Annotated in this window: 24 protein-coding genes; 14 read left to right on the forward strand and 10 right to left on the reverse strand. The window is 55.6% G+C overall.

Annotation, left to right across the window (positions count from 1 at the left end):
• Window position 1: 1 nt before the first annotated feature.
• On the reverse strand, window positions 2-1,021 hold the full coding sequence (locus KHP60_RS12270; RefSeq protein ID WP_213564464.1) for a calcium-binding protein: 1,020 nt from the start codon (window positions 1,019-1,021) through the stop codon (window positions 2-4).
• 161 nt (window positions 1,022-1,182) lie between these two features.
• Entirely contained in the window at window positions 1,183-2,544 is a 1,362-nt protein-coding gene (locus KHP60_RS12275) for a nucleotide sugar dehydrogenase (RefSeq protein ID WP_283770702.1), read from the reverse strand.
• Between the two features lie 358 nt (window positions 2,545-2,902).
• Between KHP60_RS12275 and rfbC the strand changes: the two genes are divergently transcribed.
• The 5 genes from rfbC (at window position 2,903) to KHP60_RS12300 (ending at window position 7,664) form a co-directional block, all read left to right on the forward strand.
• Window positions 2,903-3,487 (forward strand): dTDP-4-dehydrorhamnose 3,5-epimerase, encoded by a 585-nt coding sequence (gene rfbC, locus KHP60_RS12280; RefSeq protein ID WP_213564465.1) that lies wholly within the window; start codon window positions 2,903-2,905, stop codon window positions 3,485-3,487.
• Window positions 3,488-3,507: 20 nt separating this feature from the next.
• Complete coding sequence (gene rfbB / locus KHP60_RS12285; protein ID WP_249688721.1) at window positions 3,508-4,584, forward strand: dTDP-glucose 4,6-dehydratase; 1,077 nt, start codon at window positions 3,508-3,510, stop codon at window positions 4,582-4,584.
• Between the two features lie 47 nt (window positions 4,585-4,631).
• A complete protein-coding gene (gene rfbA / locus KHP60_RS12290) occupies window positions 4,632-5,513 on the forward strand; it encodes a glucose-1-phosphate thymidylyltransferase RfbA (RefSeq protein WP_213564467.1) in 882 nt (293 codons plus the stop codon).
• A 355-nt stretch (window positions 5,514-5,868) separates the two neighbouring features.
• A complete protein-coding gene (locus KHP60_RS12295) occupies window positions 5,869-7,062 on the forward strand; it encodes a glycosyltransferase family 2 protein (RefSeq protein ID WP_213564469.1) in 1,194 nt (397 codons plus the stop codon).
• 293 nt (window positions 7,063-7,355) lie between these two features.
• The gene (locus KHP60_RS12300) at window positions 7,356-7,664 is read left to right on the forward strand and encodes a transposase (RefSeq protein ID WP_249688722.1); all 309 of its coding nucleotides are present in this window, start codon (window positions 7,356-7,358) and stop codon (window positions 7,662-7,664) included.
• Window positions 7,665-7,761: 97 nt separating this feature from the next.
• Here KHP60_RS12300 and KHP60_RS12305 read toward each other — a convergent pair whose 3' ends face one another.
• Entirely contained in the window at window positions 7,762-9,036 is a 1,275-nt protein-coding gene (locus tag KHP60_RS12305; protein WP_249688723.1) for an IS701 family transposase, read from the reverse strand.
• Window positions 9,037-9,153: 117 nt separating this feature from the next.
• Between KHP60_RS12305 and KHP60_RS12310 the strand changes: the two genes are divergently transcribed.
• On the forward strand, window positions 9,154-9,399 hold the full coding sequence (locus KHP60_RS12310; RefSeq protein WP_213564470.1) for a hypothetical protein: 246 nt from the start codon (window positions 9,154-9,156) through the stop codon (window positions 9,397-9,399).
• A gap of 234 nt (window positions 9,400-9,633) precedes the next feature.
• Here KHP60_RS12310 and KHP60_RS12315 read toward each other — a convergent pair whose 3' ends face one another.
• The 6 genes from KHP60_RS12315 to KHP60_RS12340 all read right to left on the reverse strand — a co-directional run bounded on the left by KHP60_RS12315 (window position 9,634) and on the right by KHP60_RS12340 (window position 14,140).
• Window positions 9,634-10,974 (reverse strand): hypothetical protein, encoded by a 1,341-nt coding sequence (locus KHP60_RS12315; RefSeq protein WP_213564472.1) that lies wholly within the window; start codon window positions 10,972-10,974, stop codon window positions 9,634-9,636.
• Between the two features lie 1,164 nt (window positions 10,975-12,138).
• Window positions 12,139-12,486, reverse strand: a complete 348-nt coding sequence (locus KHP60_RS12320) for a hypothetical protein (RefSeq protein WP_213564473.1) — start codon at window positions 12,484-12,486, stop codon at window positions 12,139-12,141.
• Window positions 12,487-12,504: 18 nt separating this feature from the next.
• A complete protein-coding gene (locus KHP60_RS12325) occupies window positions 12,505-12,747 on the reverse strand; it encodes a class I SAM-dependent methyltransferase (RefSeq protein ID WP_311925024.1) in 243 nt (80 codons plus the stop codon).
• Between the two features lie 18 nt (window positions 12,748-12,765).
• Window positions 12,766-13,002, reverse strand: coding sequence for a hypothetical protein (locus KHP60_RS12330; protein WP_213564476.1), 237 nt, complete (start codon window positions 13,000-13,002; stop codon window positions 12,766-12,768).
• A 177-nt stretch (window positions 13,003-13,179) separates the two neighbouring features.
• Complete coding sequence (locus KHP60_RS12335) at window positions 13,180-13,755, reverse strand: IS630 family transposase (protein WP_311925025.1); 576 nt, start codon at window positions 13,753-13,755, stop codon at window positions 13,180-13,182.
• Window position 13,756: 1 nt separating this feature from the next.
• Entirely contained in the window at window positions 13,757-14,140 is a 384-nt protein-coding gene (locus tag KHP60_RS12340) for a helix-turn-helix domain-containing protein (RefSeq protein ID WP_213564477.1), read from the reverse strand.
• 346 nt (window positions 14,141-14,486) lie between these two features.
• Here KHP60_RS12340 and KHP60_RS12345 point away from each other — a divergent pair, with 346 nt between their 5' ends.
• From KHP60_RS12345 to KHP60_RS12360, 4 genes are read left to right on the forward strand one after another with little or no spacing between them, the layout of a single operon-like run.
• Window positions 14,487-15,230 carry an FkbM family methyltransferase gene (locus tag KHP60_RS12345; RefSeq protein ID WP_249688730.1) on the forward strand — a complete coding sequence of 248 codons (744 nt, stop codon included), beginning with the start codon at window positions 14,487-14,489 and terminating at the stop codon, window positions 15,228-15,230.
• A 58-nt stretch (window positions 15,231-15,288) separates the two neighbouring features.
• Window positions 15,289-16,092 (forward strand): hypothetical protein, encoded by an 804-nt coding sequence (locus KHP60_RS12350; RefSeq protein WP_213564533.1) that lies wholly within the window; start codon window positions 15,289-15,291, stop codon window positions 16,090-16,092.
• A 2-nt stretch (window positions 16,093-16,094) separates the two neighbouring features.
• Complete coding sequence (locus KHP60_RS12355; protein ID WP_213564479.1) at window positions 16,095-18,089, forward strand: glycosyltransferase; 1,995 nt, start codon at window positions 16,095-16,097, stop codon at window positions 18,087-18,089.
• Window positions 18,082-19,098, forward strand: coding sequence for a glycosyltransferase (locus KHP60_RS12360; RefSeq protein ID WP_213564482.1), 1,017 nt, complete (start codon window positions 18,082-18,084; stop codon window positions 19,096-19,098). The genes KHP60_RS12355 and KHP60_RS12360 overlap by 8 nt, the downstream gene beginning before the upstream one ends.
• Before the next feature lie 264 nt (window positions 19,099-19,362).
• Here the strand turns inward: KHP60_RS12360 and KHP60_RS12365 are convergent, their stop codons facing one another.
• Window positions 19,363-20,886: a hypothetical protein gene (locus KHP60_RS12365; protein WP_213564483.1), complete on the reverse strand. Its 1,524-nt coding sequence runs from the start codon at window positions 20,884-20,886 to the stop codon at window positions 19,363-19,365.
• Window positions 20,887-21,294: 408 nt separating this feature from the next.
• Here KHP60_RS12365 and KHP60_RS12370 point away from each other — a divergent pair, with 408 nt between their 5' ends.
• The 4 genes from KHP60_RS12370 to KHP60_RS12385 are packed head-to-tail and all read left to right on the forward strand — an operon-like array spanning window position 21,295 to window position 25,217.
• Complete coding sequence (locus KHP60_RS12370) at window positions 21,295-22,506, forward strand: DegT/DnrJ/EryC1/StrS aminotransferase family protein (protein WP_213564484.1); 1,212 nt, start codon at window positions 21,295-21,297, stop codon at window positions 22,504-22,506.
• Window positions 22,503-23,507, forward strand: a complete 1,005-nt coding sequence (gmd, locus tag KHP60_RS12375) for a GDP-mannose 4,6-dehydratase (protein ID WP_213564486.1) — start codon at window positions 22,503-22,505, stop codon at window positions 23,505-23,507. The genes KHP60_RS12370 and gmd overlap by 4 nt, the downstream gene beginning before the upstream one ends.
• Window positions 23,504-24,553: an NAD-dependent epimerase/dehydratase family protein gene (locus KHP60_RS12380; protein ID WP_213564488.1), complete on the forward strand. Its 1,050-nt coding sequence runs from the start codon at window positions 23,504-23,506 to the stop codon at window positions 24,551-24,553. The genes gmd and KHP60_RS12380 overlap by 4 nt, the downstream gene beginning before the upstream one ends.
• Window positions 24,522-25,217: a glycosyltransferase family 2 protein gene (locus KHP60_RS12385; protein WP_213564490.1), complete on the forward strand. Its 696-nt coding sequence runs from the start codon at window positions 24,522-24,524 to the stop codon at window positions 25,215-25,217. The genes KHP60_RS12380 and KHP60_RS12385 overlap by 32 nt, the downstream gene beginning before the upstream one ends.
• The last annotated feature ends 6 nt before the right edge of the window (window positions 25,218-25,223 follow it).

Consider the following 25,223-nt stretch of genomic DNA (forward strand, 5'->3'; position numbering starts at 1 on the left):
GCTAAATCACCTGGAAATCCGCGTAAGACAATTTCAGCCCAGACGTGAGCTTCGCCACCGCAACCTGCTCTGTCGCGCCCGTACCATCCGGATCATAGTAGAGTGTGCCGCTGCTACGATCATAGATAACACGGTCGGTCGCATCGTGAGCTTCAGTGCCTGTCCAGAAGACCCATGATTTCAGGCGGCCATCCGGGCCTACGGTCGTAAATACCTTGTCATCCAACCAGATCGAGTCGTCGACAACAGAAAAGTCTCGGATGATATCCGTGCCTGCCGAGGCTTGTGGATTTGTATGAAAGATGAACGCGTCTCCCCCCGAACCGCCACGCAGGATATCATTCCCGTCTCCGCCGAAAAGTCGGTCATTGCCTGTTCCGCCAAGGAGACTATCCTCGCCCGTGCCGCCCGACAGACGATCATTGTCGCTCTCACCGGACAAGAGATCATCCTGCCCGAACCCGGAGATGCTGTCGGTGCCAACGCCGCCCAAGATGTAGTCGGTGTTGTCTGTTCCGCGAAGAACGTCGTTTACATCCATGTACTGGAGCTGGCCGACCAGAGGCGCTTCTGACCTGCTGATGCCAGACGGAAGGGCTTCTGCCCAGTCGATTCGGGCTGTGTGGAGAACTGATGCAACGACAGAGTTGCTGTTCAAGTCGCCCCCAGGGAGTTCCTTGAAGATATCGACGCTGTAGTCCAGGTCGGCCCTGTCGATGTTGCGGGCGTGCTGAACCATGACGTCCCAGACATCATCGGCATTTCTTCCTGCAAGATCGAGAGGCGTGTGATGTCGCTCCTCAAGGGTGTCCGAGCCTCTTCTATCGGGCGAGGAGGCCAGATCGACGTCAACCAGTGTTTCAAGATCACCCTCTCCTCCGGCCGTGCCCCTTATCACCTTTTCTGAAAGAATGTTGCCCTGTTCATCAGTGACCGTTTTGACAAGGTAGAGGTGAAAGAAGCCACTTCCGATCCCGCGGAGTTCAAGGGGCTTGGCTTCTATGGCGATGGCTGTCGGCATGGGGGACTCCTAGAGGTCCATGGGACCCCGACGTGTGAAAAAAGTCTGCACCATCAACTTTGCTGATGGCTTTGCGGTTCCATGCCAAGAGCACGAGTTTGCTCCGCATCCGACCGAGAAATCTCCGAACAGGCTCTTCAAGGAGTCTAGGCATACCCGGGCTAAGCCTTGAGAACCTTGGGATCCACGATGCCGGCTCTTGCGCAGACATTGCGAGTATCAAGGACAAGCTTCGCGTGGCTAACGACAAGACGGTAATCCACATCGTCATGATCGGTCGCAATCAGGACAGCATCATAGTGCGGCACGGTGGCCGGGGTGAGCGGCACGGACCGCCGTCCCGTCAGGGTTCCGTGTTGGCGGGTCGGTGGTAATTCGGGAATATGAGGATCGTGGTAGTCTGCATTTGCTCCGCGTGCTTCAATCAGCTCAATGAGCTTTAGAGACGGGCTCTCCCGCATATCGGCGACGTTTTTCTTGTAGGCGGCGCCCAGCACCAGGACCTGAGAGCCGGTGAACGGTCGGCCGCTCCGATCGACAGCCTCTACCAGACGCTCGACGATATAATAGGGCATGTGGGTGTTCACCTGCCCGGCGAGTTCGATAAATCGGGTCGTGATGTCGTATTCCCGCGCCTTCCAGGTCAGGTAGAATGGGTCGATGGGAATGCAGTGGCCTCCCAGACCGGGCCCTGGGTAGAATGGCATGAACCCGAAGGGCTTGGTTTTGGCGGCGTCGATGACCTCCCAGATATCGATGCCCATCGCCGCATAGACCACCTTCAGCTCATTGACGAGCGCGATGTTGACAGCCCTGAAGATGTTTTCCGTCAGCTTGACGGCTTCCGCTGTTGCGGCGGTGGAGACTGGAACGGTCTCGATGACCAGCTGTCTATAAAGTGCATTGGCCAGGGCAAGCGCCTCAGGCCCGTCACCGCCGACGACTTTCGGGATTGTCGAGGTACCGAAAGTCGCATTGCCGGGGTCTTCCCGCTCCGGGGAATAAGCCAGGAAGAAGTCTTTTCCGCTCTTTAAGCCGGTGGCCTCAAGGATCGGCTTAAGTATCTCATCGGTCGTTCCGGGATAGGTCGTGGATTCGAGCACAACAAGCTGTCCGCCGCGCAACTTTGCCGCGATTGCCACAGCGGTATCTCTCACAAACGACAAATCTGGCTCGCGATGTTGCGTGAGCGGCGTTGGCACGCAGATCAAGATGGCATCGGGTTCGCTGAGGCGACTGAAGTCATTCGTCGCTTCAAGGCGTCCCGCGGCTACAGCCCGAGCTACGGCAGTGGAGGAAATGTGCTTGATGTAGCTCTCACCGTGGTTCAGGCGATCAACGTAGGAAGGATTGATATCGAAGCCCAGCACCGAAAAACCGGCTTGAGCTGCGGTGAGCGCCAACGGCAGCCCCACGTAGCCGAGGCCGATGATCCCAACGGTAGCGTTACGGCTTTGGTAGAGCTCTAATACCTCATGGCCAACGATCGTCGACCCGAGTTGCGTTGATTGATTGGTCATCATTGGATTTTTCAGTCCGTTCCGCATCTGGCTGAATGGATTACACGAGCCTTTCCATAATGTCAGTTCTAGGAATTTTGACCTATGAATGTTGCGCGGTGCTAATATGATTCAACAGAAGGCAGGATCTAGAGGCGACACTTTGGTCAACGAAGAACTTAGAGCTTGGGCTCTTCCGAAAAAGCTTCTGCTCAATTATTGTTATAAAGATACACATGGCAAAGCTGCTTGTGGTGGCGCACTGAGCCAATATTGCGCGCTCCCACAATGTCTGGGTTTGCTCATTCGAGTTGTCTTAAGGAATGACTATCAGTACAGACCTCAGTCTAAGAACTGTCTTTATCGCGATTGAACCTGACGTATGCTGAATCCATCTGTTGAGCCGACTGCAATCCGGGATGTAATCCTGCTGACCCCCCGCCGCTTCGGCGATGAGCGCGGCTGGTTCTCTGAGACCTACAGCGCGCGCTCCTTTGCTCAGGTGCTAGGCGAAATCGTCTTCGTTCAGGACAATCAGGCCTTCTCCGCTCAGAAAGGCACGTTGCGGGGCCTGCACTTCCAGCGTCCTCCTAACCCTCAGGCTAAGCTCGTTCGCGTTCTGCGCGGAAGCATCTTCGACGTCGCTGTCGACCTGCGCGTGGGATCGCCGACATATGCGCACTGGGTCGGCAAGACTCTCACAGCCGAGGGCGGCGAGCAGCTGTTCGTGCCACATGGCTTTGCTCATGGCTACTGCACACTGGAAACGAATACCGAGGTCGCTTACAAGGTGGACGGCTACTACGCACCTGAGTGCGATGCGGGTCTGGCCTGGAACGATCCGGCACTCGGCATCACATGGCCAATCACGCCGGCCGAGGCCGTTCTCTCTGACAAAGACAAAATATTACCCGGCTTTTCCGACTTCGTGTCACCGTTCCGCTACCAGACTCCGGCGCCGGTCTGACGCAAGCCTTAGGATTTTCCATGTCTCTCACGTCGATCTCCAAGCGTATTCTCGTTACCGGCGGCGCGGGCTTTATTGGCTCGGCCGTCGTGCGCCACCTGATTGGCGCGACAGAGCACCAAGTGCTCGTAGTGGACAAACTCACCTATGCTGGCAATCTAGACTCGCTCCAGCCCATTGCGAGCAACTCTCGCTATGGTTTCGTCCATGCGGATATCCTGGATGGCTCAAAAATGCGGGAGGTGATTTCGTCCTACCGCCCAAACATTATCATGCATTTGGCGGCCGAGAGCCACGTCGATCGCTCCATCGACGGGCCGGGTGAATTCATCCAAACCAATGTGGTCGGCACCTATACCCTGCTGCAAGCGGCGCTCGCGTATTGGCAGACCCTGTCGGGGGCGGAGAAGGGTACCTTCCGGTTCCATCACATCTCCACCGATGAGGTGTTCGGCTCGCTGGGAGACGAAGGCTATTTCACCGAGAGCACGGCTTATGATCCGCGCTCGCCTTACTCTGCTTCCAAGGCTGCTTCCGATCACTTGGTGCGTGCTTGGCACCATACCTTCGGCCTTCCAACAGTCGTGAGCAACTGCTCCAATAATTATGGCCCGTATCATTTTCCTGAGAAACTGATGCCGCTGGTCATCATCAATGCGCTGGAGGGCAAGCCTCTGCCGGTTTATGGTGACGGGTCGAACGTGCGGGATTGGCTCTACGTAGAGGATCATGCCCGGGCATTGGCTCTAATTGCTCTGAATGGCCAAGTGGGTGAGAGCTACAATGTCGGTGGGCATAACGAGAAGACCAACCTGGAAGTTGTCCGGGCTATCTGCTCGATCCTTGATGAGATTGCGCCGGATGTGCGAATTGGCCCGCGCCAAACCCTGATCACCTTCGTGCGCGACCGTCCTGGACACGACAAGCGCTATGCCATTGATCCAAGCAAAATCAGTCAGGATCTCGGCTGGGTGCCGCAGGAAACCTTCGAGACTGGAGTGGCCAAGACGGTGCTCTGGTATCTGGAGAACCGGCCTTGGTGGGAGCGGATCCGTTCAGGAGTGTACCGCGGTGAGAGGCTGGGAGTGGGCGCTTGATGCGTCAGGCCCCAGCAGCAAGAGAGCAAGACCTACAGGAGAGCATAATGGATCGAAAGGGGATTATCCTGGCAGGAGGATCGGGCACACGCCTGCATCCACTGACGCTGTCAACATCGAAGCAGCTCCTGCCGATCTATGACAAGCCTATGATCTACTATCCGCTGACCTCGCTTATGCTGGCAGGGATCAGAGACATCCTGATCATCACGACGCCTGAAGACCAGGCCTCGTTCAAGAAGCTTCTGGGGACAGGCAAACAGTGGGGCATTCGGCTAGAATATGCGATTCAACCGAGCCCCGACGGTCTAGCACAGGCCTTCATCATCGGCGAGGATTTCGTCCGCGGCTATCCGTCCTGTCTCGTTCTAGGCGATAATCTCATTTACGGCCATGGCTTGACCGAAGTGCTGCAGCAGGCGCATCAGCGCCGTGAGGGCGCCACCGTCTTTGGCTACCGGGTCGAGGATCCAGAACGCTACGGCATTGTGGCTTTCGACGGCGGTGGCCGTGCCACCTCCATTGAGGAAAAGCCGGCAGTTCCCCGATCCCACTGGGCGGTGATCGGCCTGTACTTCTATGATGAGCAGGTGATCGACATCGCTAAGAGCCTTAAACCCTCCGCGCGCGGCGAGCTGGAAATCACCGATCTCAACAATGTGTACCTTCGTCAGGACAGCCTCTATGTAGAGCGCCTCGGGCGTGGGTACACTTGGCTGGATGCCGGCACGCACGAGTCTCTTCTGGAGGCTGGGGAGTTTGTTCGTGTTCTGCAATCCCGGCAGGGCCAGCTAATTGCATCCCCAGAAGAGATTGCCTTTAGGCAGCGCTGGATTGATCGCGGGAGTTTCGAAGTAGCGGCGAACAAGCTCGTCAAAACGAAGTATGGGCGTTCGCTCCTAGCACAGCTACAGTCGCACGAGCTGTAATTAGCCTGTCGACTTTGCTGCCATGAGACTGACGTGAACGAGAATGGACCCGGATCAATGGAAGATCTCAAAGATCGCCTTGCACGGTCGCAAGCGAGGGCTAACCTTGTGACTGCAGTACTATCCGACAACATGGCCGAGTTTGAGCGGTTTCGTGCTTCCATCGCTCAGCAGGAGAGCGTGTTCTCAGAAGCTCGATTCCGGATTGAAGAACTTGAGAGAGCTTTGGAGAGTTCGAGGTCTGCTTACGATGCAGTTATGACATCAACGAGTTGGAGAATTACTGCACCATTTCGCCGAGCATCGGTTATATTGCGAGGTAAATTGACTTTGCGTCGGCGAAGTGAGTGAACACATGCGTGATCATAATCGCTCAGATCTAAATATAGATGTTTCTATTATTATCGTTAACTGGAATAAATCCGAACTTACGCTAACTTGTTTAAGAAGCATTGCTGAAAACACATTCGGAGTGACGTACGAAGTTATCGTCATTGATAATGGGAGCGATGCAGATCAGATATCCTCTCTTCGACAAGTATGTGCGACTTATCAAGCTCACTTGATAGAGTTGAAGCAGAACCTGTTCTTTGGGGAGGCTAATAATATTGGCGCGGAGTTCGCTCGCGGCGCGACATTGCTCCTGTTGAATAATGATGTGATTGTTCCGGCTGGGTATATTCTGCCCCTTCTGGACACACTGAACAATGCGTATTGCGCTGGTGCAGTTGGTCCCAAGTTCATCTATCCTGATGGGCGACTGCAGGAAGCTGGCGCTTATATCCGCCCTGATGGGTGGTCAATCCAACACGGAAAGGCCGATGCGTCAGCTCATGTAATCTCCATGAATGGCCCGCACATTGTAGACTACTGTTCAGCTGCATGCCTCTTGATCCGTCGCGATGTTTTCCTGCGTGCTGGTGGGTTCGATCCCCTATTTGACCCTGCGTATTTCGAAGATGCTGACCTGATGTTCAGGCTTCGCTCAGGAGGCCTTTTTACATATCTTTGCACTGACGTGACCGTGGTCCATTATGAGAATGCCACATCGAGTGAGGTGTGGGATCGCCGACGACTTGATGAGGTCACGATCGAGAACCATCGGCGGTTCATGGAACGGTGGGGAGCTTACATTAGCCAGCGCCTCTTCGCTGATGTCGAGATGCCCAGTTTCGGAGAGATCCTTTGGACGCCAGAAGAGGAAGATCCCGATCTGCCTGTTGTGAGAATCCACGGGCCTGGACAGGTGCGTCAATCGCGAGAATGGACAGACATTATTGTGCTTGCCAGCAAATTAGCCGCAGGGCATCACATTATCTTAGTCGCTGATGAAGCTTGCAGTCGGTGCCGGGTATTCACGCTCGCATGCAGAGCGGGTGTAAAGCTCCGAAGCTTCTCGATTGCCCGAGCATCTGCCGTCGAAACGCACTCGGAGGATTCGATCATTTCCTTGCGAGTTGGTGTTCAGAAGACGGTCGAACTCGTGTCTGCATCGGGACCTCGTCTCGATCACATTAGAAATGCGCTCCAGGCAATGGACTTGTTATAGCTCAATCCTCTACGATGGTCCGTTCGGCCTTGCTTCGGGAGACTGGAGAGCACTTCTTATCATTTAGGGATTACTCCATGCCCCAACAGCACCGACAATATACGCGGGAATTCTGGGATGCGTCGGTCCGGCTAGCCAAGACGAGTGGTCGGACGGCGAAACTGCTCTCCACTAATCCGAAGCAGGTCCTCTACCGCCTGGTGTCATACTAGAGGCTGGTGAGCAATCCACGACCGCACCGGAGCCGAACTCCTGCTGGAAGGGTTGCAGCATCTGTTTCCGGCATTGAGTTGATGTGGGCCGACACGGCTTATCTAGGGCTGAAGGACTGGTTGCGCAGAGCGCTTGGATGGAAGCTGTCCATTCCGCGGCATTGGTGGAGCGGCGGAACCTGGATGCGGATTGACGCAGAGCCGCCGACGCGCCCGAGCGGCTTTCAAGTCCTCGCACGCCGATGGGTGGTGGAGCGGACCATCGGTTGGCTAACCACCAACCGACGGCTGGCCAAGAATTATGGGCGGCTCGTCGAAACCGGCGAGATGCTGCTCTATCTCGCTATGAGCCGCATCCTGCTGCGCCGTCTCACGCGAAAAGAAAGATAATTGCTCACCAGCCTCTAACACTACAGTTGCACCTTTCCTTTGCGATGAGAGGCCTGCGCCATCGCCTGATGCGCGCGGCGCCACGCGGACCAGGCGATCACGAGGGCAAAATCGATCTGGTGTTGCTGGAGGCGTGTGGCCACGCGGCGGATTTCCTGGACAGACCAGCGTACCAGCGCTGCAGCTTGGCTTCGTCGTTTCTTTTTTGGGGTGACGTGAGCGTGTTGGCGCGCTCGCGCACCACCGCCATCATGGCACACGCCAGCATCACCAGTGACACATGCCGGTGCCAGCCCTGCCACGAGCGGGTTTCGTTATGCGTCAGGCTCAACTCCGTTTTGGCGGTCTCAAACGCGTCCTCAATCGCCCAGCGTTGGCCCTCCACCCGCACCAGGATCTCGATCGGCGTGCCGGCCGGACACCAGGTCGAGAAGAACGCCAGGTCCTGATCACTGAGGCTGCGTCGGATCAGCAGGCCACGGGTCCACAGGCCGGTGAGATCCTCGTTGTACTCCTCCGCCTCAAGATCAGCGAGTTCGAGATAAGCCCAGTCGTACAGGCGTGCTCCCTTAGTGCCGTCGCCCGCCGACAGGCGCGTCCAAGCCTCGGGCGCAAGAGCCTGCGCAATCTTCTCGGCCGTGCCGGCCACTGCGGGTTTGTCGATCCAGGACGAGAACTGATCGGTGGCATGGGCGCTCAGCACATAGCACTTGCCGGCCCGGCGCAGCTGCATCTCCACTTTACCGATACCATAGACCGTGTCGGTGGCCACCCAGTCGAACGGCACACCGGCGGCAATCGCGCGCTCGATCATCTGTGCGGCGATCTGCGGCTTGGTGACGAAGTGGAGGTTGTCGGGCACATGAGCGGCGGTCCGACGCTCCGGCTTGTTCGTCCAGTCCTGCGGCAGATACAGCTGGCGATCGATGAAGGCGCAGCCCTTGTCCGAGACATAAGCGGCAAACACGCCAACCTGGCAGCTGGTAATCTTGCCCGCTGATCCGGTGTACTGCCGACCGACGCCACACGAGTGCTGACCCTGCCTGAGAAAGCCGGTCTCGTCGATCACCAGCACGGCCCCGGGCGCGGCGGGCGTCTCAAGAGCATAGTCGCGCACCATGTCCCGCAGAGCATCCGCGTCCCATTGGCTGCGCCCGAGCACCGCCTGCTGACGCCAGGGGCCCGAGTCGCCTGCGGTTTCCGCCCGTATCCAGCCGGTCTTGCGCCGCTCCGGCCCCAACAATCCGTCGAGGAAAGCAGCCGCTGAGGCGCCGACACCCGGGTGAGCAAACAAGGATTGGAGATCCGCTTTGACCTGACGCAACTCCACACACCAGAGCTCGAGCATCTGCTCGATGGGCACACCCGTCATGGCAGCCTCCTGGGTCAGATCAGCAGATTATGAGCCCATCTTCAGAAGGTGCAACTGTAGTGCTAATAGCGTGACCCGCGCACGCATGCCGGATACCCGGTTGCGTACTGGGCACATATGACCCGTCGATCGATCTTTGTGTTATTGGTTTCTGTCGGATACATTGCTGCTATGCGGGGACCGGCGGTGATAACGCTACTGCCATTCCTGATCGCAGCAGCTACGCTGGCTGTTGCCTCAGCTCAGATTAATTTTATCCGAACGGCTTTGCCAGAACTCGTGCTGCTTGCGCTATTGGTAGCGCTGGGAGCCGAACTGGTGCTGCGAGGTGGGCCAATCCTGATGCGCCGCATCGGCGATTAACTCGCAGGCTGTCAGATTCCTTTAAGTGAGCCGCCTCCGAGCGGCTTTTTCCACCCACTTATGCCCGAAATTGATGCCGTCACTCTGCGGTGTGTAGCGGAGGCTTGATAATGAAGTTTAGAGTGCCGGACGAGAAGTCGGATCCAATGAGTTTTGCATCTCAGCAATCCTGGAGCCATCTCGAAGCCGCCAGTGGTGCGTCCACTTCAAGGTCCGACGCTCTAGTTTGGTGTCTTATGGAATCGAGAGGCGTCCCAGCTGATCAGGATAACGCTCCTCTATAAGCGTTCGAGCGCCCTCGGCTCCCATATCAGCCCCGATGAAGTCCACTCTAGGATGATAAATCCACAAGGACGCTTGCTCGAGGGCGATTGTGCCATCTGCTCGTGTCCGAGTGGCCGTGGCTGCAAGCTGGGTCCTCACGGCTAGCGTAGAGACTCCCGGAATGCTCGTGATCGAAGCGCCCGATACCCAGCTCTGTGCCAATGCCCTCGCATTTACGACCGCCCCAATCAGGAAACAAGCCACCGCAGTGCGGGCCAGCGGAGCCGGAAGTGTAGGCAAGTACCGTTGGATTGAGACCAGCACATAAGCGAAAGCAACGAGAGCGGGCACGTAGTAACGGGGGAAACCATCTCCGGACCAGCCACTGATAGCGAACCCGAATGTAATTGCGGTTGCGCCTATAGACACGAGGATGATTTCTGGACGATCTTTGAGGATAGCGCGGCGGTTCCATCCGACAGCGGCCAGGGCGACTGCCATGAGGAGCCATACCGGCCATACGAACACGAACTGTGCCCATACCGCACTCAACCGGCTAGAAGGGGTGGAATAGACACGCCCCATGGTTGTGTAACCCATGGCATAGTCTGCCGGTGAGACTAGGATTGCGGTCAAGATTCCCACTGCGAGTCCGGTACTGAATAGAGCGATCTGTCGACGGAAAGGTGACTTAAACATCCACTGCAGTGACAAAGTTGTTAGGGCGGCAGCGCCGAATGCCAGTGAGAGTTCGTGCCTTCCCATGGCGATCAAGAACCCGGCGAGGACTAATGCAACCTTTGAGGGTGTTCGTGAGCTACCCAGGAGCAGTAGGCAACTGAGACCCACAAGGGCGACGCCGGTGCTGCCGTCAATCTGAGGCTGGATCGAAGCGCCGAGCGCAAGTGGGGTGCCAAGGGCGAATACAGTAATAGCGACGCCGAGCCATGATCTCGCGGCCAGCCACAGAAGCCCAGCGGTACCAACTAGAAAGAAAGCAAAATAGGATAGCCGCGCAGCGATTGTCTTCTGTTGAGGATCCGCCATTGGCACGCCAAGAGCCCGCAATGGCGCTCCGGCTGTCTTCTCGATCAGAAGGTAGGGAGTAATGTTGCGCTGGAAAGGGTAATAGACTGGCTCCTCCCCAATGCTGCCGATAAGCATCTGAGGCATCCCGTCTGGCGTGACTTGCGACGCCGGAACAGCACTTAGAACGAGAGCTGCAAAGGAGCCCTCCTCACCGATCAGAATCTGGTTGAGGAAAGGAGCCCGCGAGAGAAGCAGGGCAGCTAGCAGGATGAAAAAGATCATAAGTCGGTCGCGCATACCGGCCCATACCACAGGCCGACGGGCTGCGAGAAGTCTGGCCTGCAATCTTGTTCAACAACGTGTCACTAGGTCTGAGATCTGAGGACGTAGTTGATCCCGTCTGAGGGCGTGAAGGTGGTCGTTGCGACACGACCCCTGATGAATCTGAGGAATGAACAACCCGCACCAGAATGCACGCACGACTTTCTTGGGTCGAGCGGAAATGATCCGCCGCCTGTTTGGGGGCGGTCAGCCGCTTTGGCATCAGCGAGCGCACCGCCCGCAAGTGGCTGGCCCGCTACTGAGCGGAAAGGCCTAGCGGATTGGCCAACCGCCCGTCCTGCCTCAAGACCGTTGCCAATCGCACGGCCGAATACTAGATCAGCCTGATCGAGACGCTGCGACGGGAGTACCGGCTCACAGCAAATGAGATCGCCAGCAACCTGAAGCTGGCCCGCTCTACCGTGGCGGCCTGTCTCACCTGGCGCGGCTAGGGTCGCCTGACGGCCTTGGAGCCACAGGAACCACCGGGCAGCTATCAGCGCCAGCATCCTAGCGAGTTGATCCACCTGGATATCAAGAAACTGGCCCGCTTCGAGGGTATAGGCCATCGCATCACAGGTGACCAGCGCAACCCTAGCACGTGCGCTGGCCACGATTGCTTTCATGTGGCCATCGATGATGCCACTCGGCTGGCCTATGTCGAAGTTTTGCCAGGCGAGACCCCCGCAGAGCGCGCGGGAGCCAGATTTTGCGGGTGATTACGGACAGTGGATCAGGTTACGTGGCGCGGCTGTTCCGAAAAGCACTGCGGATGCTCAAGACCCGGCACATCCGCACGAGGCCTTACACGCCTAAGACCATGGCAAGGCCGAGCGCTCCATCCAGATGCTCCTGCGGGAATAGGCCTACGCGATCCCGTTCAGTTCATCTCAGGCCAGAGCTGCCGATCTTGCCGCGGTGGCTGACTTAGTACAGTCAGCAGCGCCCGCACGGTAGTCTCGGACGACGAATACCAGCTCAGGCCGTCGCCGGAGCAACGTGATCAGAACTCACACCTAGCCGCCTCCGGGTGGCTTGTTCACATCACGAGATTGCGAGTAAGGACACGCACGGCACGCCCGCGCCCGAGTCCGGGACGTGGACAGACTTCGGCCACGTCTCGGGTTAGCGACGCTTAAACACCAGTGTCGGACGATCCGGATTATTCTGACGGTAATCGTCGTTGGGGTAGGCTTTTTGCGCAAGGTTGTAGCCTTCCTCGTCCATGATCCCAACCACATCCCGCTCATCGAGCCATACGCTGATTTCGTTGTCGATCGACGCCCAGACGTGTTGCGTTGCCTTCTCCTCGGCTGTGACGTGCTGAGCATGCTCGATGATGGCGCGGCCGCGATAGATCCGCCCATCGAATTCGTAGGATCGCATTTCGGTCAGGGGCAGAACTGAGTTCTTGATGTGGTCGTAGGCAAAGTAGCTATCGACGATGACGAGGTCGTCGCTGCGCCGCGCCATGTCTCGAATGAAGGTGACTCAATCCGGGAAGTCAAGATGATATAGGATTCCTGTGCATATGATCACATTGAACTGGCCAAGGCTGGCGGGGATCTTTTGCACCTCACCTTGAACGAGACCGCAGTTGCTCAGGTTGAGGATCTTGCGAGCGAACTCTGCCTTGGCCAAGTGGACATCGCGGATCTCAAGCCCTGTCGTCGGGGAACCCATGCGGGCGAACTCGATCGCGAACAACCCCTCCAAGCACGCAAGATCCAAGATATGCTTATGCTTGAAGACCTAGATCCTATAGAGCCAGGAGAAGCCGATTTGGTCAAGGAATGCACCAGCTTGTCGCATGCGTGAACTGCCACCAAACTGGAGGATAAGTCGAGACATCCAATCAACCCGCCATTGCTGATGCAGTCCCTTATCCATGGTGCTGACCCCATGGCCCAGATTGATATCGTGAGCCGTCCAAGGACCGTACTTCTCAATCACTTTGGCTCGTTTGGCCTGGATGGTCTCTGCTGTCATCAATTTCTCTTAGCGTGAATAGTGGAGCCGAGTAGCACCCGCGACTAGACGAAGGCAAACGTTCAGTCCTGGGCATCATCGCGCCATTCTGCACATCACATCAAGACGACCACCGATACAATCGGGCGGTCGCTTTCGTGCGCCTGTGAGGTTGTCTGTTCTAAAGCGATTTGCGGATCAGTGTAGGACATAGCCGGCATGCCTGATCCAGCCTCGGGCATCCTTTGCGGTGATGGTGTCGAGGGCTGGTTTGAGTTCCGCCTCCAAGGCTTCAAGGGTGCGTGCGGCTTTGGCCTTGAGCCGCTCCTTCATCTTGGCCCAGGCCTGTTCGATCGGATTGAACTCGGGCGAGTCGCGGGGCAAGTCCAGCAGTCCGATCCCGGCTCGGGCGAGCAACTCTCCCACTTCCGTGGCCCGATGCGGGCGCAGGTTGTCCATGACCAGGATGGCATCCGGCTTCACTTGCCGGAGCTTTGGCACCAACACCTGCTCGAGGTAAGCCAGTAGCACGGAGGTCGAGGTGGATGCCTCGATGCTCATCGTGGCGATCAGGCCCTCATACGCCAGTGCTCCTAACACCGTCAGCCGCGGCCCCGAGCCGAGCGGAATACTGCCGTACGCCCGCTGCCCGCGTGGAGCTCGCGCATGAGTACGGGCCATCTTGGTCGTCCCCCCGCGTTCATCCAGGCACACCTGGCGTTCCACGGGCAGCGTGCTCATCTGCTGGCGAAAGGCCTCGCGCTCGGCGGCAATTTCAGGCCGCTCCTGCTCGGCCGCCCGAAGCGTCTTTTTTCGGACGCAGCTTAAGCCGCTGGAGCGTGCGGCACATCACCGAACGGCTGACCCGCTTGCCGGTGAGCCTGAACAAACGCTCCGCATACTCGTCCAGGCGCGCGTCGTTGGTCTTGGCCACGAGCGCCTGTAGCAGCGAAAGCTCAGGAGGGCCCAGTCGACCAGCCGGTCCGCCGCGGTGGGGCTTGGGGCCGCGGCGCCCCTCGTGGCTGGCTTGACGGATCCAGTTGCAGACGGTGGCCGGACAGACGCGAAAACGGCGGGCAATCACCACCTGACTGCCTTCTCCTTGCTCGTAGGCCACCAGAACACGCTCGCGCAGATCGGCAGAATAGGGCTGGGGCATGGTAGGCCTCCTGCACCAATACCTCTCAAACGCTCAACCCATTGCTTTGGATTCAGACCAGCCCGCAATTCGCTTTAGTAACCCAGAGTACTGGGCTCTTAAGTGTGTCGGTCCAAAAGTGGCGGTGACCTGCGCCGAGTTGGTGATCCGGTGTGATGGTAATTCAAGATTGGTTAAAACGCTTGGATTTAGTGTCCCAAGGCGAGCATTAGCTTGCGCCAGTAAGGCAATATGTGCTACAACATAATGTAGCGGCACCAAGATGGTTGATACTCTTTTTATTTGAAAGTACGGGTAAGCTCGAACCTCGGTGAGTTGATCAAGGAGGTTAGAAAGCTTGAGCCCCATGCACCTTGAATCGATGACAATCTCCTATGGTCAATCTGTGCGAGAAATTTTTGTGCGACCTAACACGTCCGATACGGAGGTCGTCGGCCAAATCTTCGTTGATAAGGCTTTTGATATTAGCCGGCTGAAGCGTGTTGGTGAGCTAAAAGCCTTTCTCAGCAAGGCCCGCCAGAGTCGTAAGCGTCCCCTGATCATCGATGCTGGAGCAAATATTGGCCTGACGTCAATTTATCTCGCGGCCCAGTGTCAAGATGCACTAATTGTCGCGATCGAGCCTGAGCCGTCGAACTTTGCCCTGCTTTTCAATAATGTTCATGGCCTGCAAGTGTTGCCTATTCCATGTGCGCTAGCCGCCACGCCACATCAGGCCATCGTCGTTGATACTGGTGAAGGTTTCTGGGCATTCCAAACTAAAGAGGCAGGGCCGACTGACGATTCGCAGTATACAGTCGATTGCATTACAGTAAATGAGATCTTCGCTGAGCATGAAGAGGAAGCTTTCCCATTTATTGTCAAAATTGATATTGAAGGCGGAGAAAAGGAACTCTTCAAGAAGAACATCGAGTGGATCCGGAAGACGCCAATTATTATTGTTGAGTTGCATGATTGGATGCTCCCACGGCAGAAAGTGGCTTTGCCCTTCCTCAAAGCAATTGCTGACCTGGATCGGGACTTCGTACACTTCGGAGAGAACATTTTCTCGATAGCCAACAATCTTGATGAGCTGTTGCCGCGGCTATAGGAGCACTTTATGAGACAGTCGAGGGCAAAGCAAAGTCCATTCAGAGGGGCAGGGGCTCATGGCAGATTATAATTATTTTCGCAAACTTGCCGAGGATCAGGTGAGGCAATACTCAACGGTGCTGGAAGCCGAACAAGACTTTGCTGCTGGCCTGGAACTGCTTCGTTATAGCGAGGCGCAGTTGCAAGATGAGAAGCAGGCACTCGAAACCCAACTTCGCGATCAGAAGCAGGCACTCGAAACCCAACTTCGAGATCATAAGCTGACGCTCGAAGTAGAGCTTCAGAAGCTTAAGGATAAGTATGAGAGCTTGCTGACAGCGCAGCGGGAGGCCTTTCAAGCCTCCATACGTGCTGCGGAGGAAACGGCGAAGCTGGAGCGGGAAGCCGGTATTTTGATCGGTGAGAAGCGCGCCTCCGATCAAGGTGCGCACGAACTGGCGTACAATAAGAATCTTGTAGCAAAGCTGCGGCGCGCGTTTTTCTTACGCCGGATGAGCCGTCGTCGTCGACTGGTCCGACTACTTCTTCCCTCGAAGCTCCGGAGTTGGTGGGATCGGCGGAACGTTGATCGGCTCGCGCGGCTCATAGCCGGTTCTGGTAAATTTGATGTGCAGTGGTATCTTAGGACCTACCCCGACGTAGTGGCTTCAGGTGTCGATCCCATTCGGCATTATCTTGAATTCGGTGCGGCTGAGGGGCGCAATCCGAATCCAAATTTCGATACTACGGGCTATCTGGCCGATCATCCCATGCTTAGTGTTTGGGGGCTCAATCCGTTCGTAGCCTTTATAGTTGCAGAACAGCAGAAAGAGATCTCTCAATCAATGAACGCGCAAGTCGTACAGAAGCGAGAAGCCTAAAAATGTTGCTGGAAGAACGACAGCGCACCGCACCTATCACAAGTCAGAAGCTTCAGCCAACTCAAGCCCTATCTGGGACGCACTTGGGCCGGGTGATCCTTGCCGATGATAGAGTTGACGGAACAGAAGCCGATGGAGTGTTCAATACCGGTTGGTACGGTGGTCGGGAGCTTGCAAATCATGAGCGGCTCTACCCCCGTTCCGGCCTGCGGGAGGAGCAGGTTGAAAGCGATAAGAATTACCACCGTGGAACGGTTCTAGTCAGCCAATATCTCCCGGCGAGTGGAAGCGCGCCTGATCTCTTCCAGAAGATCATTCCGGAGCAACTCCTCGCTGAACTCTTGGCATCGCATAAAGCTTGCGAAGACGTACCTTCAAGCAGTGCTATTCCAACTTTCTCAGTTGTAACGCCTTATTTTAAGCACAAGGAATTTTTTTCCCGTTGCGCACGTGCCGTCGGCGCTCTTATTGAGAGCGATGTGAAAGCAACCGGGGTCACACGGATTGAATGGCTCATTGTAAATGATGATCCCAGCTGTTTGGGAAATGACATATTGGAGATGATACCCCAGAGCACGCGCCCGTTCGTCAAGATTCTCTCTGATGGGGCCAACAAGGGTATCACGAACCGACTCAATGAGGGCATTGAGGCTTCTCTCTCTGAATGGCTACTGTTTCTTGATTGCGACGATTTGATTCAGCCTAACGCTACCGCTGTTCTGGATCACTACATTCGGACATTCCCTCAATGTCGGTACATTTCATCCGCCATCATCGATATCGATGAGCAGGATAGAATTCTAAGATATCGACGACATGAGGCATCGCCCGATACGATGTTCCACCGAGGCATGCTGGCAGGCCATCTCAAGGCAGTGCGCCGAGACCTCATTAATGAGATCGGGTACTACAAGGTGGAGTATTCCGGATGCCAGGACTATGATTTCGCTTTGCGAGCAGCGCTTCGCGAGCCTTTGCTCCTTGTTCCTGAATACCTCTACAAATATCGCTGGCATGGCGCATCGCAGTCTGTTGGTAGCTTCCAGCGACAAGAGCGAATTGCGACATCGGTTCGTCGCAGTTTTCTTCGTAACTTCGTCGACGAACTTCTGCCCGCCTCAGCTTTAGTACCGACTCGATCCACTATCAAACAGCGAGGGCTTTGCATTATTAGGACCCAGGGGCGTCGACTTGAACTGCTAAGTGAAACGATCCAGTCGGTCACGCAGCAGGGCGTGCCGATTACCCCGTGTGTCGTTGTGCATGGTAGTCATGCAACGTTCGAGGAAGTTGAGCGCTGGGTGCATGCATTGTCCAACGACGCCGTTGTTCTGCATGCTGATGATATAACCCGCCGGCGGGGCTACCCGCTCAACGTGGCTTTGGACTATTTGCGAGAGAATGGCGACCTGTTCGGGTTTTTCTGTTTTCTCGATGATGATGATATTCTTTACCCACTGTTCGGTGTTCAACTTCTAGAACTACTGAGTTTGAGCGCCGCGGATGTCGCAGTCTGCCTTTCTAACAAACGGGTTCCTTGGGAACCTGCAATTGAGGGATTTGAGCTGCTGCCGATTGCGAGCTTAGTAGCTGGGAACTTCATTCCTATTCACTGTTATATTGTGCGCACGGATTTCCTCCTTCGGAGCGGCATGAGATTCCGTGAGGACATGGACTATCTTGAGGATTGGGACTTCCTCTTGGCATTGGTCGCTGCGGGTGGGCGATTTGCTTGCAGCCCCGAGGTGCTCTGCGAATTCCGAATAATTGGGGACGGTAATCGCGTCGTGAAGCAGAATCCAGAGCATTACGAAGAGTGCCGCGAGCGTGTGCTGGCTCGCGGGCGTTTGGCGGCACGGAGACTGGGGATTGGCCAATTTCTGAAGGATCTTGCCGACTTCAATATCGTCGAGCGATCGGAGCTTCAGCCATGGGAAATCGGGCATCTTATTGATGCCCGTGAAATCTTTGTGCGGGCAGGGGGCGCTTGTGACTGACAATTGTCAATTAGCTGTATCGGTTCTCTTGCCAGTCTTTTTTCGAGACATTGGATCTGAGGACATTCGGCTGCTGCGTCGGGCACTTGACTCTATCCGGCAGCAGGAATTCCGAGACGATTACGAAGTTCTTGTCCTCGATGATGGTAGTGCGATGGAGATCGAGCGTGTTCTGCGAAAACTTGGTGACATCGATCTTGATAGGATACGCTTCATCCGCAACCGAAGGAATCAAGGCCTTGTCTACACGCTCAATCGGGGCCTCTCCGAAGCACGGTTTCCCCTCATTGCTCGATTGGATGCCGATGATCGTTGGCTTCCCACTAAGATCAAGAAGCAACTCGATCTTATGGCAGCAGATCACGACCTTGCAATCACAGCAACCGGGATGACCTTGGTTACTCCGGAGGGAGATCCTCTCGAATCCCATGTTAGGCCCGGAGATTGGACAGGAATTTTGCGTTTTTTCGTAGATGTGGGATGCCCGTTCCCACATGGGAGCGTCTTGGCGCGCCGCGATATCTACACGATGCTTGGGGGCTACTCCCACAATCCTGCAAGCAGTCATTGTGAGGATTATGCCCTCTGGGGCATCTGGTTGCGGTTCTTCAAGCCAGCGATGGTCGAAGAAGCGCTGTACGATTATACAGTCTCGTCATCCTCGGTTTCATCTGTTCATGGAGAGCAGCAGAGACGCGCTTCAGGCGTGGTGAATCGTCAGTTCCGAAACCTCGATTTGGTCGCACGCCTGCCTGATGCCCTGGCGGAGCTCGCCTCAGTCATGGGCTGCTCGGTGCTGGACGCAGGCATGCTGGCCTACAAGATGTGGCGTTTCCGAGTCCCGGTATTTCTTCCAGTAGCTTGTATTGAGCCTCTGAGGATAATCCTACCTGACCGCCACCTCATGCCAAGCTCTCAGAAAGGGTTGACCCTGGATCCGTCTCGCCTGATGGGGGCATGGCGGGCAACGGAGGCAGATGAGCGCTTCATTGCCGTCCAAGCCGCGTAGCCTTTTGCTGTCGCGGGCTTGCTCAGCTTGGCAATAGAGAGGTCCCATGGGCCTCACAATGCGCAGAGAATGTAGAACCCAGTAATGAGTCCGAACCGCTTTTAACGATCCGGCCGTGATGACTCCCAACGGGGGCATGGAGATGAACCCTTCCCCGGGCGCTTCAAGTTTTCATGTAGAAAGGCACTAAATGCTATCATGAGATTGGCATGTCTGCCCAAGGTGCATAAGCGGGTGTTGAATCCGATGAGCACTGCTCTGGGCTCAATGTCGTGGGAATGACAATCGAATTGGCCCGGCTCCTGGCGGATTAATCACCTCACGCTGTGGCGACGTCAATTGCGGAACAAATTCGGGAAAATTCCGATTGGCCCATTCGGGCGAGGAGCCATTTGGTTGAAAAAATGCAGCAACGTCAGCTGAAGTTAAACGGGCGAGAGATGTCTGAGCATCCTTTCCCTGCATGACATCATACACAACCGTGAATATTCGCATATCGCCGAACTGGGCGCGATTGAGACGCCATGCAAGGATAAAGGTTTCAACATTCACCGCGGCAGTGTCCGCAGCAATACCAAAGCTTTTGGCTCCATTCTGTTGGGCAAGTTCAAGTGCAGCGCGCGCCTGCTCGACGGCGCGCAGGTCCATTCGCGAGTGCATCGGCAAGGATAGTAGAACTGCCACTGCCATCGCCCAGCCAATCGCAGCGCTTGATCGTGTCACCGAACTACGGCTGGTTCTGGGCGGAATGGCTGCTGCGAAGCACATCGGCAGGCTCACCCAGACTGGCCAGAAAAACCTCAGATCTTTGTTAGGACTTCCCGCGGCAACAAAATCGAAGAGAACAGCCATTCCTGCGACCGTCAGTCCGGTTGCGACACGTACAGGGTCGTGACGCCAGCGCCAGACGGCGGCCCCTCCGAAAACGGCCATGATTAGGAGCGGTACAGCATTCTCATCAAGCTGTTGCGAGACAAAAAGCCAGCGTGAAACGCCGTCAGTATAATATTCGGCCAAGCTGCCAAACGAGAAATTCTGAGCGTGCTGGAGATATTGTCTGCCGTAACGGGCTAGAACAAGAAGAGCGGGCGACGCGACCAGGACTGCTACAAGGATCTTGAACACCGTGGTGCGCAGGCCAACACGCCGAAAGGAAAGGAGGGCCGTCAGGAGGAAAACCGGTCCCGCGAAAAATAAATAGCTGAGCTTCAATGTAGCGCCCAGTCCGAAGAGTACCCCCCAAGACACTCCTCGGCTCCAAGCATTAGCCGTCTCGCGCTGTGTCTCCAGTACTGGCAGGAGCAGTGTGCACGCAACAATAAATGCTAGGATGCCATCTGCTAAAAGCGGGGCGCCTGCCCCTAAGATGGATGGCGTCATAAGAATTGAGACGCTGACTAATGCGACGGCCCAAACCGGGACCTTCAACCGGGATGCCATATGTCCAAGGCCGATTGCTACACCAAACATGGCTAATGCTAGCACAACGGATGCCAATCCCAGCGATCCCGGATTACCGTGCAGAGGGCCCGCCGGAATGAGTGCCAAGGCCATGAGAGGCGACTTTGCAAGTTCAGCAAAGCAGGCATCAAGACCTGGGATCGATCCAGATAGAACCGCTTGGTTCACACATACCGCGTTATGAAGAAAAAATAGCTCATCCCAAGCCGGTACTGCTCGGTGGTAGGAAAGAGCAAATGGCGCCGCCGCGGCGATAAGACATAGGTAGGCGACGAAGGAGCCATATGGATAAAGGCTGCGCCCAAGCCTACCAGCAAAAGCAATCATGTTATTCCCGAGTGCGGAGCGAAATCTATGCCACAAGAAATGGGGCGTTCAAACCGGAACGCATGCGGCTCTTCCTATACCTGAGGTATGTCGCCAATTTCAATTGGTTGTTAAGGTCCGGTCAGGCAAGCGGTTGACCTACCCCCAACGATTAACATGAAGAAAAAATAAGCATTCTAAGGTATAGATACGAATAACACCTCAATATATCCTAGGATAGACTATGTTTCAGCACACTTAAATACTTGGTTAAACAGCCCTGCTTAAAATGCGGCTGCTGTGATGGGCTCAATCATTCGTAAAACGGAGTGGGCTTGGGTAGATTGGCACTTGCATCCGTAGGCGGAGCAAACTAGAGCAAGGCGAGTTTGTCGCTAACAGGCACAGCGCAAAATACTGGATGTTATGATGGTGTCCATTCCGAAAATCCGTGTTCCTCTGAACGTTAATACTATGACTCTTGAGGAGATCGATGCTGCAAAAGCCGTTCTTGACTCTGGGTTCCTGACCATGGGGGGGCGCTGCCGGGAGTTCGAGGCAGAATTCGCGAAATATATTGGCGTAAAGCATGCCATCATGGTCAATTCAGGCTCGTCGGCCAACCTTCTGGCTACTTTTACGCTCGCTAATCCGCTGTGCCCGCTTGACAACGGTCGTCGTCGGATTGAGGCCGGCTCTGAAGTTATTGTGCCGGCCCTCACTTGGTCCACAACCGTATGGCCATTTATCCAAGCCGGCGCAATCCCCGTATTTGTTGATTGCGATCCCCTAACGCTTCAGATGCAACCCGAAGCGATCGAGGCCGCAATAACGCCGCGGACCTCCGCGATTGCGATTGTTCACGTTCTGGGCGGTGCCGTTGATGTTCCAGCGGTGCGGCGCATCGCGGATCAGCATGGGCTTTGGCTATTTGAAGATACTTGTGAATCCCTCGGGGTTCTCTGGGACAATCAGCAGGTTGGTTCATTCGGCCATCTGGCGAGCTTCAGCTTCTATTTCGCTCATCACATCACGACAATCGAAGGTGGAATGGTTGTGACAGATGATGACGCATTGGCGGATTTAATGCGGGCGGTGAGGGCCCATGGCTGGGTGAGGCACATGGAAAGCGCGGACACCTATGCTGCTGCCAATCCAGACATCGACCCTCGGTTTCTGTTTATTACGACTGGATTCAATCTGCGTCCCACTGAGATTAATGCCGCTATCGGCTTGGTGCAGCTCACGAAACTTGACGGATTCAATGAAAGCCGCCGCAGAATCGCGCGGAAGCTCGATGATGGGTTGGCGTCACTGCGTGCTCAAGGCGCCGTCTTGCCGATGGTATTTGATCAACGCTGTCATCCTGCTCCATTCGGCTACCCAGTCCTGTGCCGGTCGCCCGAGGAGCGAAATGGCTTGCAACAATACCTCGAAGCTCGTGGCATCGAGACCCGCCCAGTCATCTGTGGCAATCTCGCACGTCAGCCAGCGCTGCGCCATTTCGAGCATCAGGTCTCTGGTGATCTAAGTGGGGCCAACAGGGTAATGGACTGTGGGCTTTATTGGGGTACCCATCCGATGATGGGTGAAGAAGATATTCAATTCATTTTGGAAAGTGTTGGGGAGTACTTCGCATGAAGCGTGCGTTGATCACAGGCATAACTGGCCAAGATGGTTCGTATTTGACAGAGCTGTTGCTTGAGAAAGGATACGAGGTTCACGGAATTATCCGTAGGTCATCTTCCTTCAACACGGGGCGTATCATCCATCTTTTCAAGGATATTCACGATTCGGACGCTCGTGTCATCCTTCACTACGGTGAGTTGACGGATGGGAGCCGCCTTGAGAAGCTTATCGAGCAGATTCAGCCCCAAGAGGTCTACAATCTAGGGGCGCAAAGTCACGTGCGGGTATCCTTCGATGAGCCCGTCTACACTGCAGATGTTGTAGGTTTGGGTACCCTGCGGATGCTGGAGGCAATCCGCAATATCGGTGCAACTCAGCAGATACGGTTCTATCAAGCCTCGAGTTCCGAAATGTACGGTGAGGTGGCCGAGGTGCCTCAACGTGAAACCACTCCGTTTCACCCGCGGTCGCCTTACGCTTGTGCAAAGGTTTATAGCTACTGGCAGGTTCTCAACTACCGTGAAGCTTATGGCATGCATGCTTCCAACGGGATTCTCTTTAACCACGAGAGCCCTCGTCGCGGCGAAACCTTCGTCACGCGTAAGATCACGCGTGGTTTGGCTCGCATCTTGTCTGGAAAAGATAAAAAACTCTATATGGGTAATCTCGATGCAAAGCGTGACTGGGGTTTTGCAAAGGATTATGTCGAAGCCATGTGGCTGATGCTGCAGCAGGATCAATCGGACGACTACGTGATTGCGACGGGTGAAACCTGGACGGTCAAAGATTTTCTCTCGCGCGCATTTGGCCGCGTTGGCCTAAACTGGGAGGAGTTCGTCGAATTTGATCCCCGCTACCTGCGTCCGTCCGAGGTTGATCTGCTGATTGGCGATCCCAGCAAAGCAAAGCAGCAACTCGGTTGGGCGCCCAAAACCTCTTTCGATGATCTCGTCAAGATCATGGTCGATGCAGACCTCGAAGAAGAAAATCAACTTCACCGGATCGTCCAATGATTTACCGCAGCGCTGTTGGAGCAGCGGATTTTCATCCCGACACCCGAACTTTCTTTGCCGAACGTCGGGTCCTCGTTCTAGGTGGTTCTGGCTTCGTGGGCAGCCACGTCGTCGAGCAGTTGCTTGCGCTTGGCAGCCAGCCAATAGTGCTCACACGCTCCTCTTCCGCGCCATTCCTATCTCACTTGCAAGGAGAAGTAGAACTCGTCGTTGGCGACCTCGCTGTACAGGATGATGCTTTGAGGGCCACACGGCGGGCCTCGGTTGTCATGAACCTTGCAGCAAGTGTTGCCGGCATTGGATGGAATGCCGCGCATCCAGCGTCAATGTTCATGGACAACATGACACTGTTTTTCTCGTCACTGCGCGCTGCCGCCGAAGCCCGTGTGGATCGTTACCTAGTGACGAGTTCTGCTTGCGTCTACCCGCGCCACTGTTCAATCCCAACGCCAGAGACGGAAGGATTCAGAGACGAGCCCGAGCCGACGAACGCGGGCTACGGATGGGCGAAGCGCATGGAAGAGTTCCTTGGTAGGGCGGCTGCCCAGGAATATGGACTTTCTATTGCTGTAGCCAGACCGTACAATTGCTACGGTCCGCGGGACAACTTCGGGGCCGAGACATCCCATGTCATCCCGGCCCTAATTCGTAAGGCCCTAGAGGCCACTGGAGATCGATTTCCCGTTTGGGGAGATGGATCTCATTCCCGCAGCTTTTTGTACGTCGATGATTTTGCCCGAGGTCTCATAGAGGTCGCGGCACGGCACGCTGAAGCCGATCCTGTTAATATCGGTGCAGCAAGCGAAGTCACAATTAGGGACACTGCTGAAGCGATCGCCACGCACGTCTCGACAGTCTTGAAGCGGACGGTCCGCCCTGAATTTGATCCTGCGGGTATCACAGGTCAACCGCGGCGCTCGTGCGACACATCGAAAGCACGAGCTATCCTCAACTACGAAGCGAAGGTTTCCCTAGACGATGGCCTGCGCCGTACAATCGAATGGTACACTACCAATGCACATCACTCTTTGCATTCTGACCCGTAACGAGCGTCCCTGCGTCGAAATCGTCTTTCCGCAGCTCCCAAAGCCCGGACCAGAAAGCGGCTTTGACGCAATCGTCGTAATTGATGGAGGATCAACAGACGGCACGAAGGAGTACTTTGAGGAGCGCGGTATCCCTGTCCTCGGCCAGAGCCGCCGTGGGCGTGGACACGCTTTTCAAATTGCCTTTGATGAGGTTGATAGCGACGCATATATCTTCTTCTCGCCAGACGGGAATGAAGATCCTAAGGATCTACCGAAGTTCCGCCCCCTGCTTGAGCAAGGTTTTGACCTCGTGATTGCATCACGTATGATGGCCGGCGCAAAGAACGAGGAGGATGACCAATTCCTTAAGTTACGTAAGTGGGCCAATAACGCGTTCAACATCGGCGCGAATCTGTGTTTCCGCCGAAAAGGTACTTTCGTCACTGATTCAATAAACGGGTATCGGGCCATCACACGAGAGGCGGCAAGAACTCTTGCGTTGGATGCTCCCGATTATACGATTGAATATCAAATGACGATGAGAGCGTTCAAGCACAAGCTTTCAATCGCAGAGTTTCCGACCATCGAATATCCCCGCGTTGCGGGCGACACTCAAGCTCAGAGTATCCCTACAGGGGTCCGTTTCATTAAAGCATTTTGGCATGAATTGCGCGGAGCATGAGCCTTA

Origin of the sequence: Microvirga sp. 3-52 (genome assembly GCF_018383585.1) — a bacterium.
Lineage (GTDB): Bacteria > Pseudomonadota > Alphaproteobacteria > Rhizobiales > Beijerinckiaceae > Microvirga.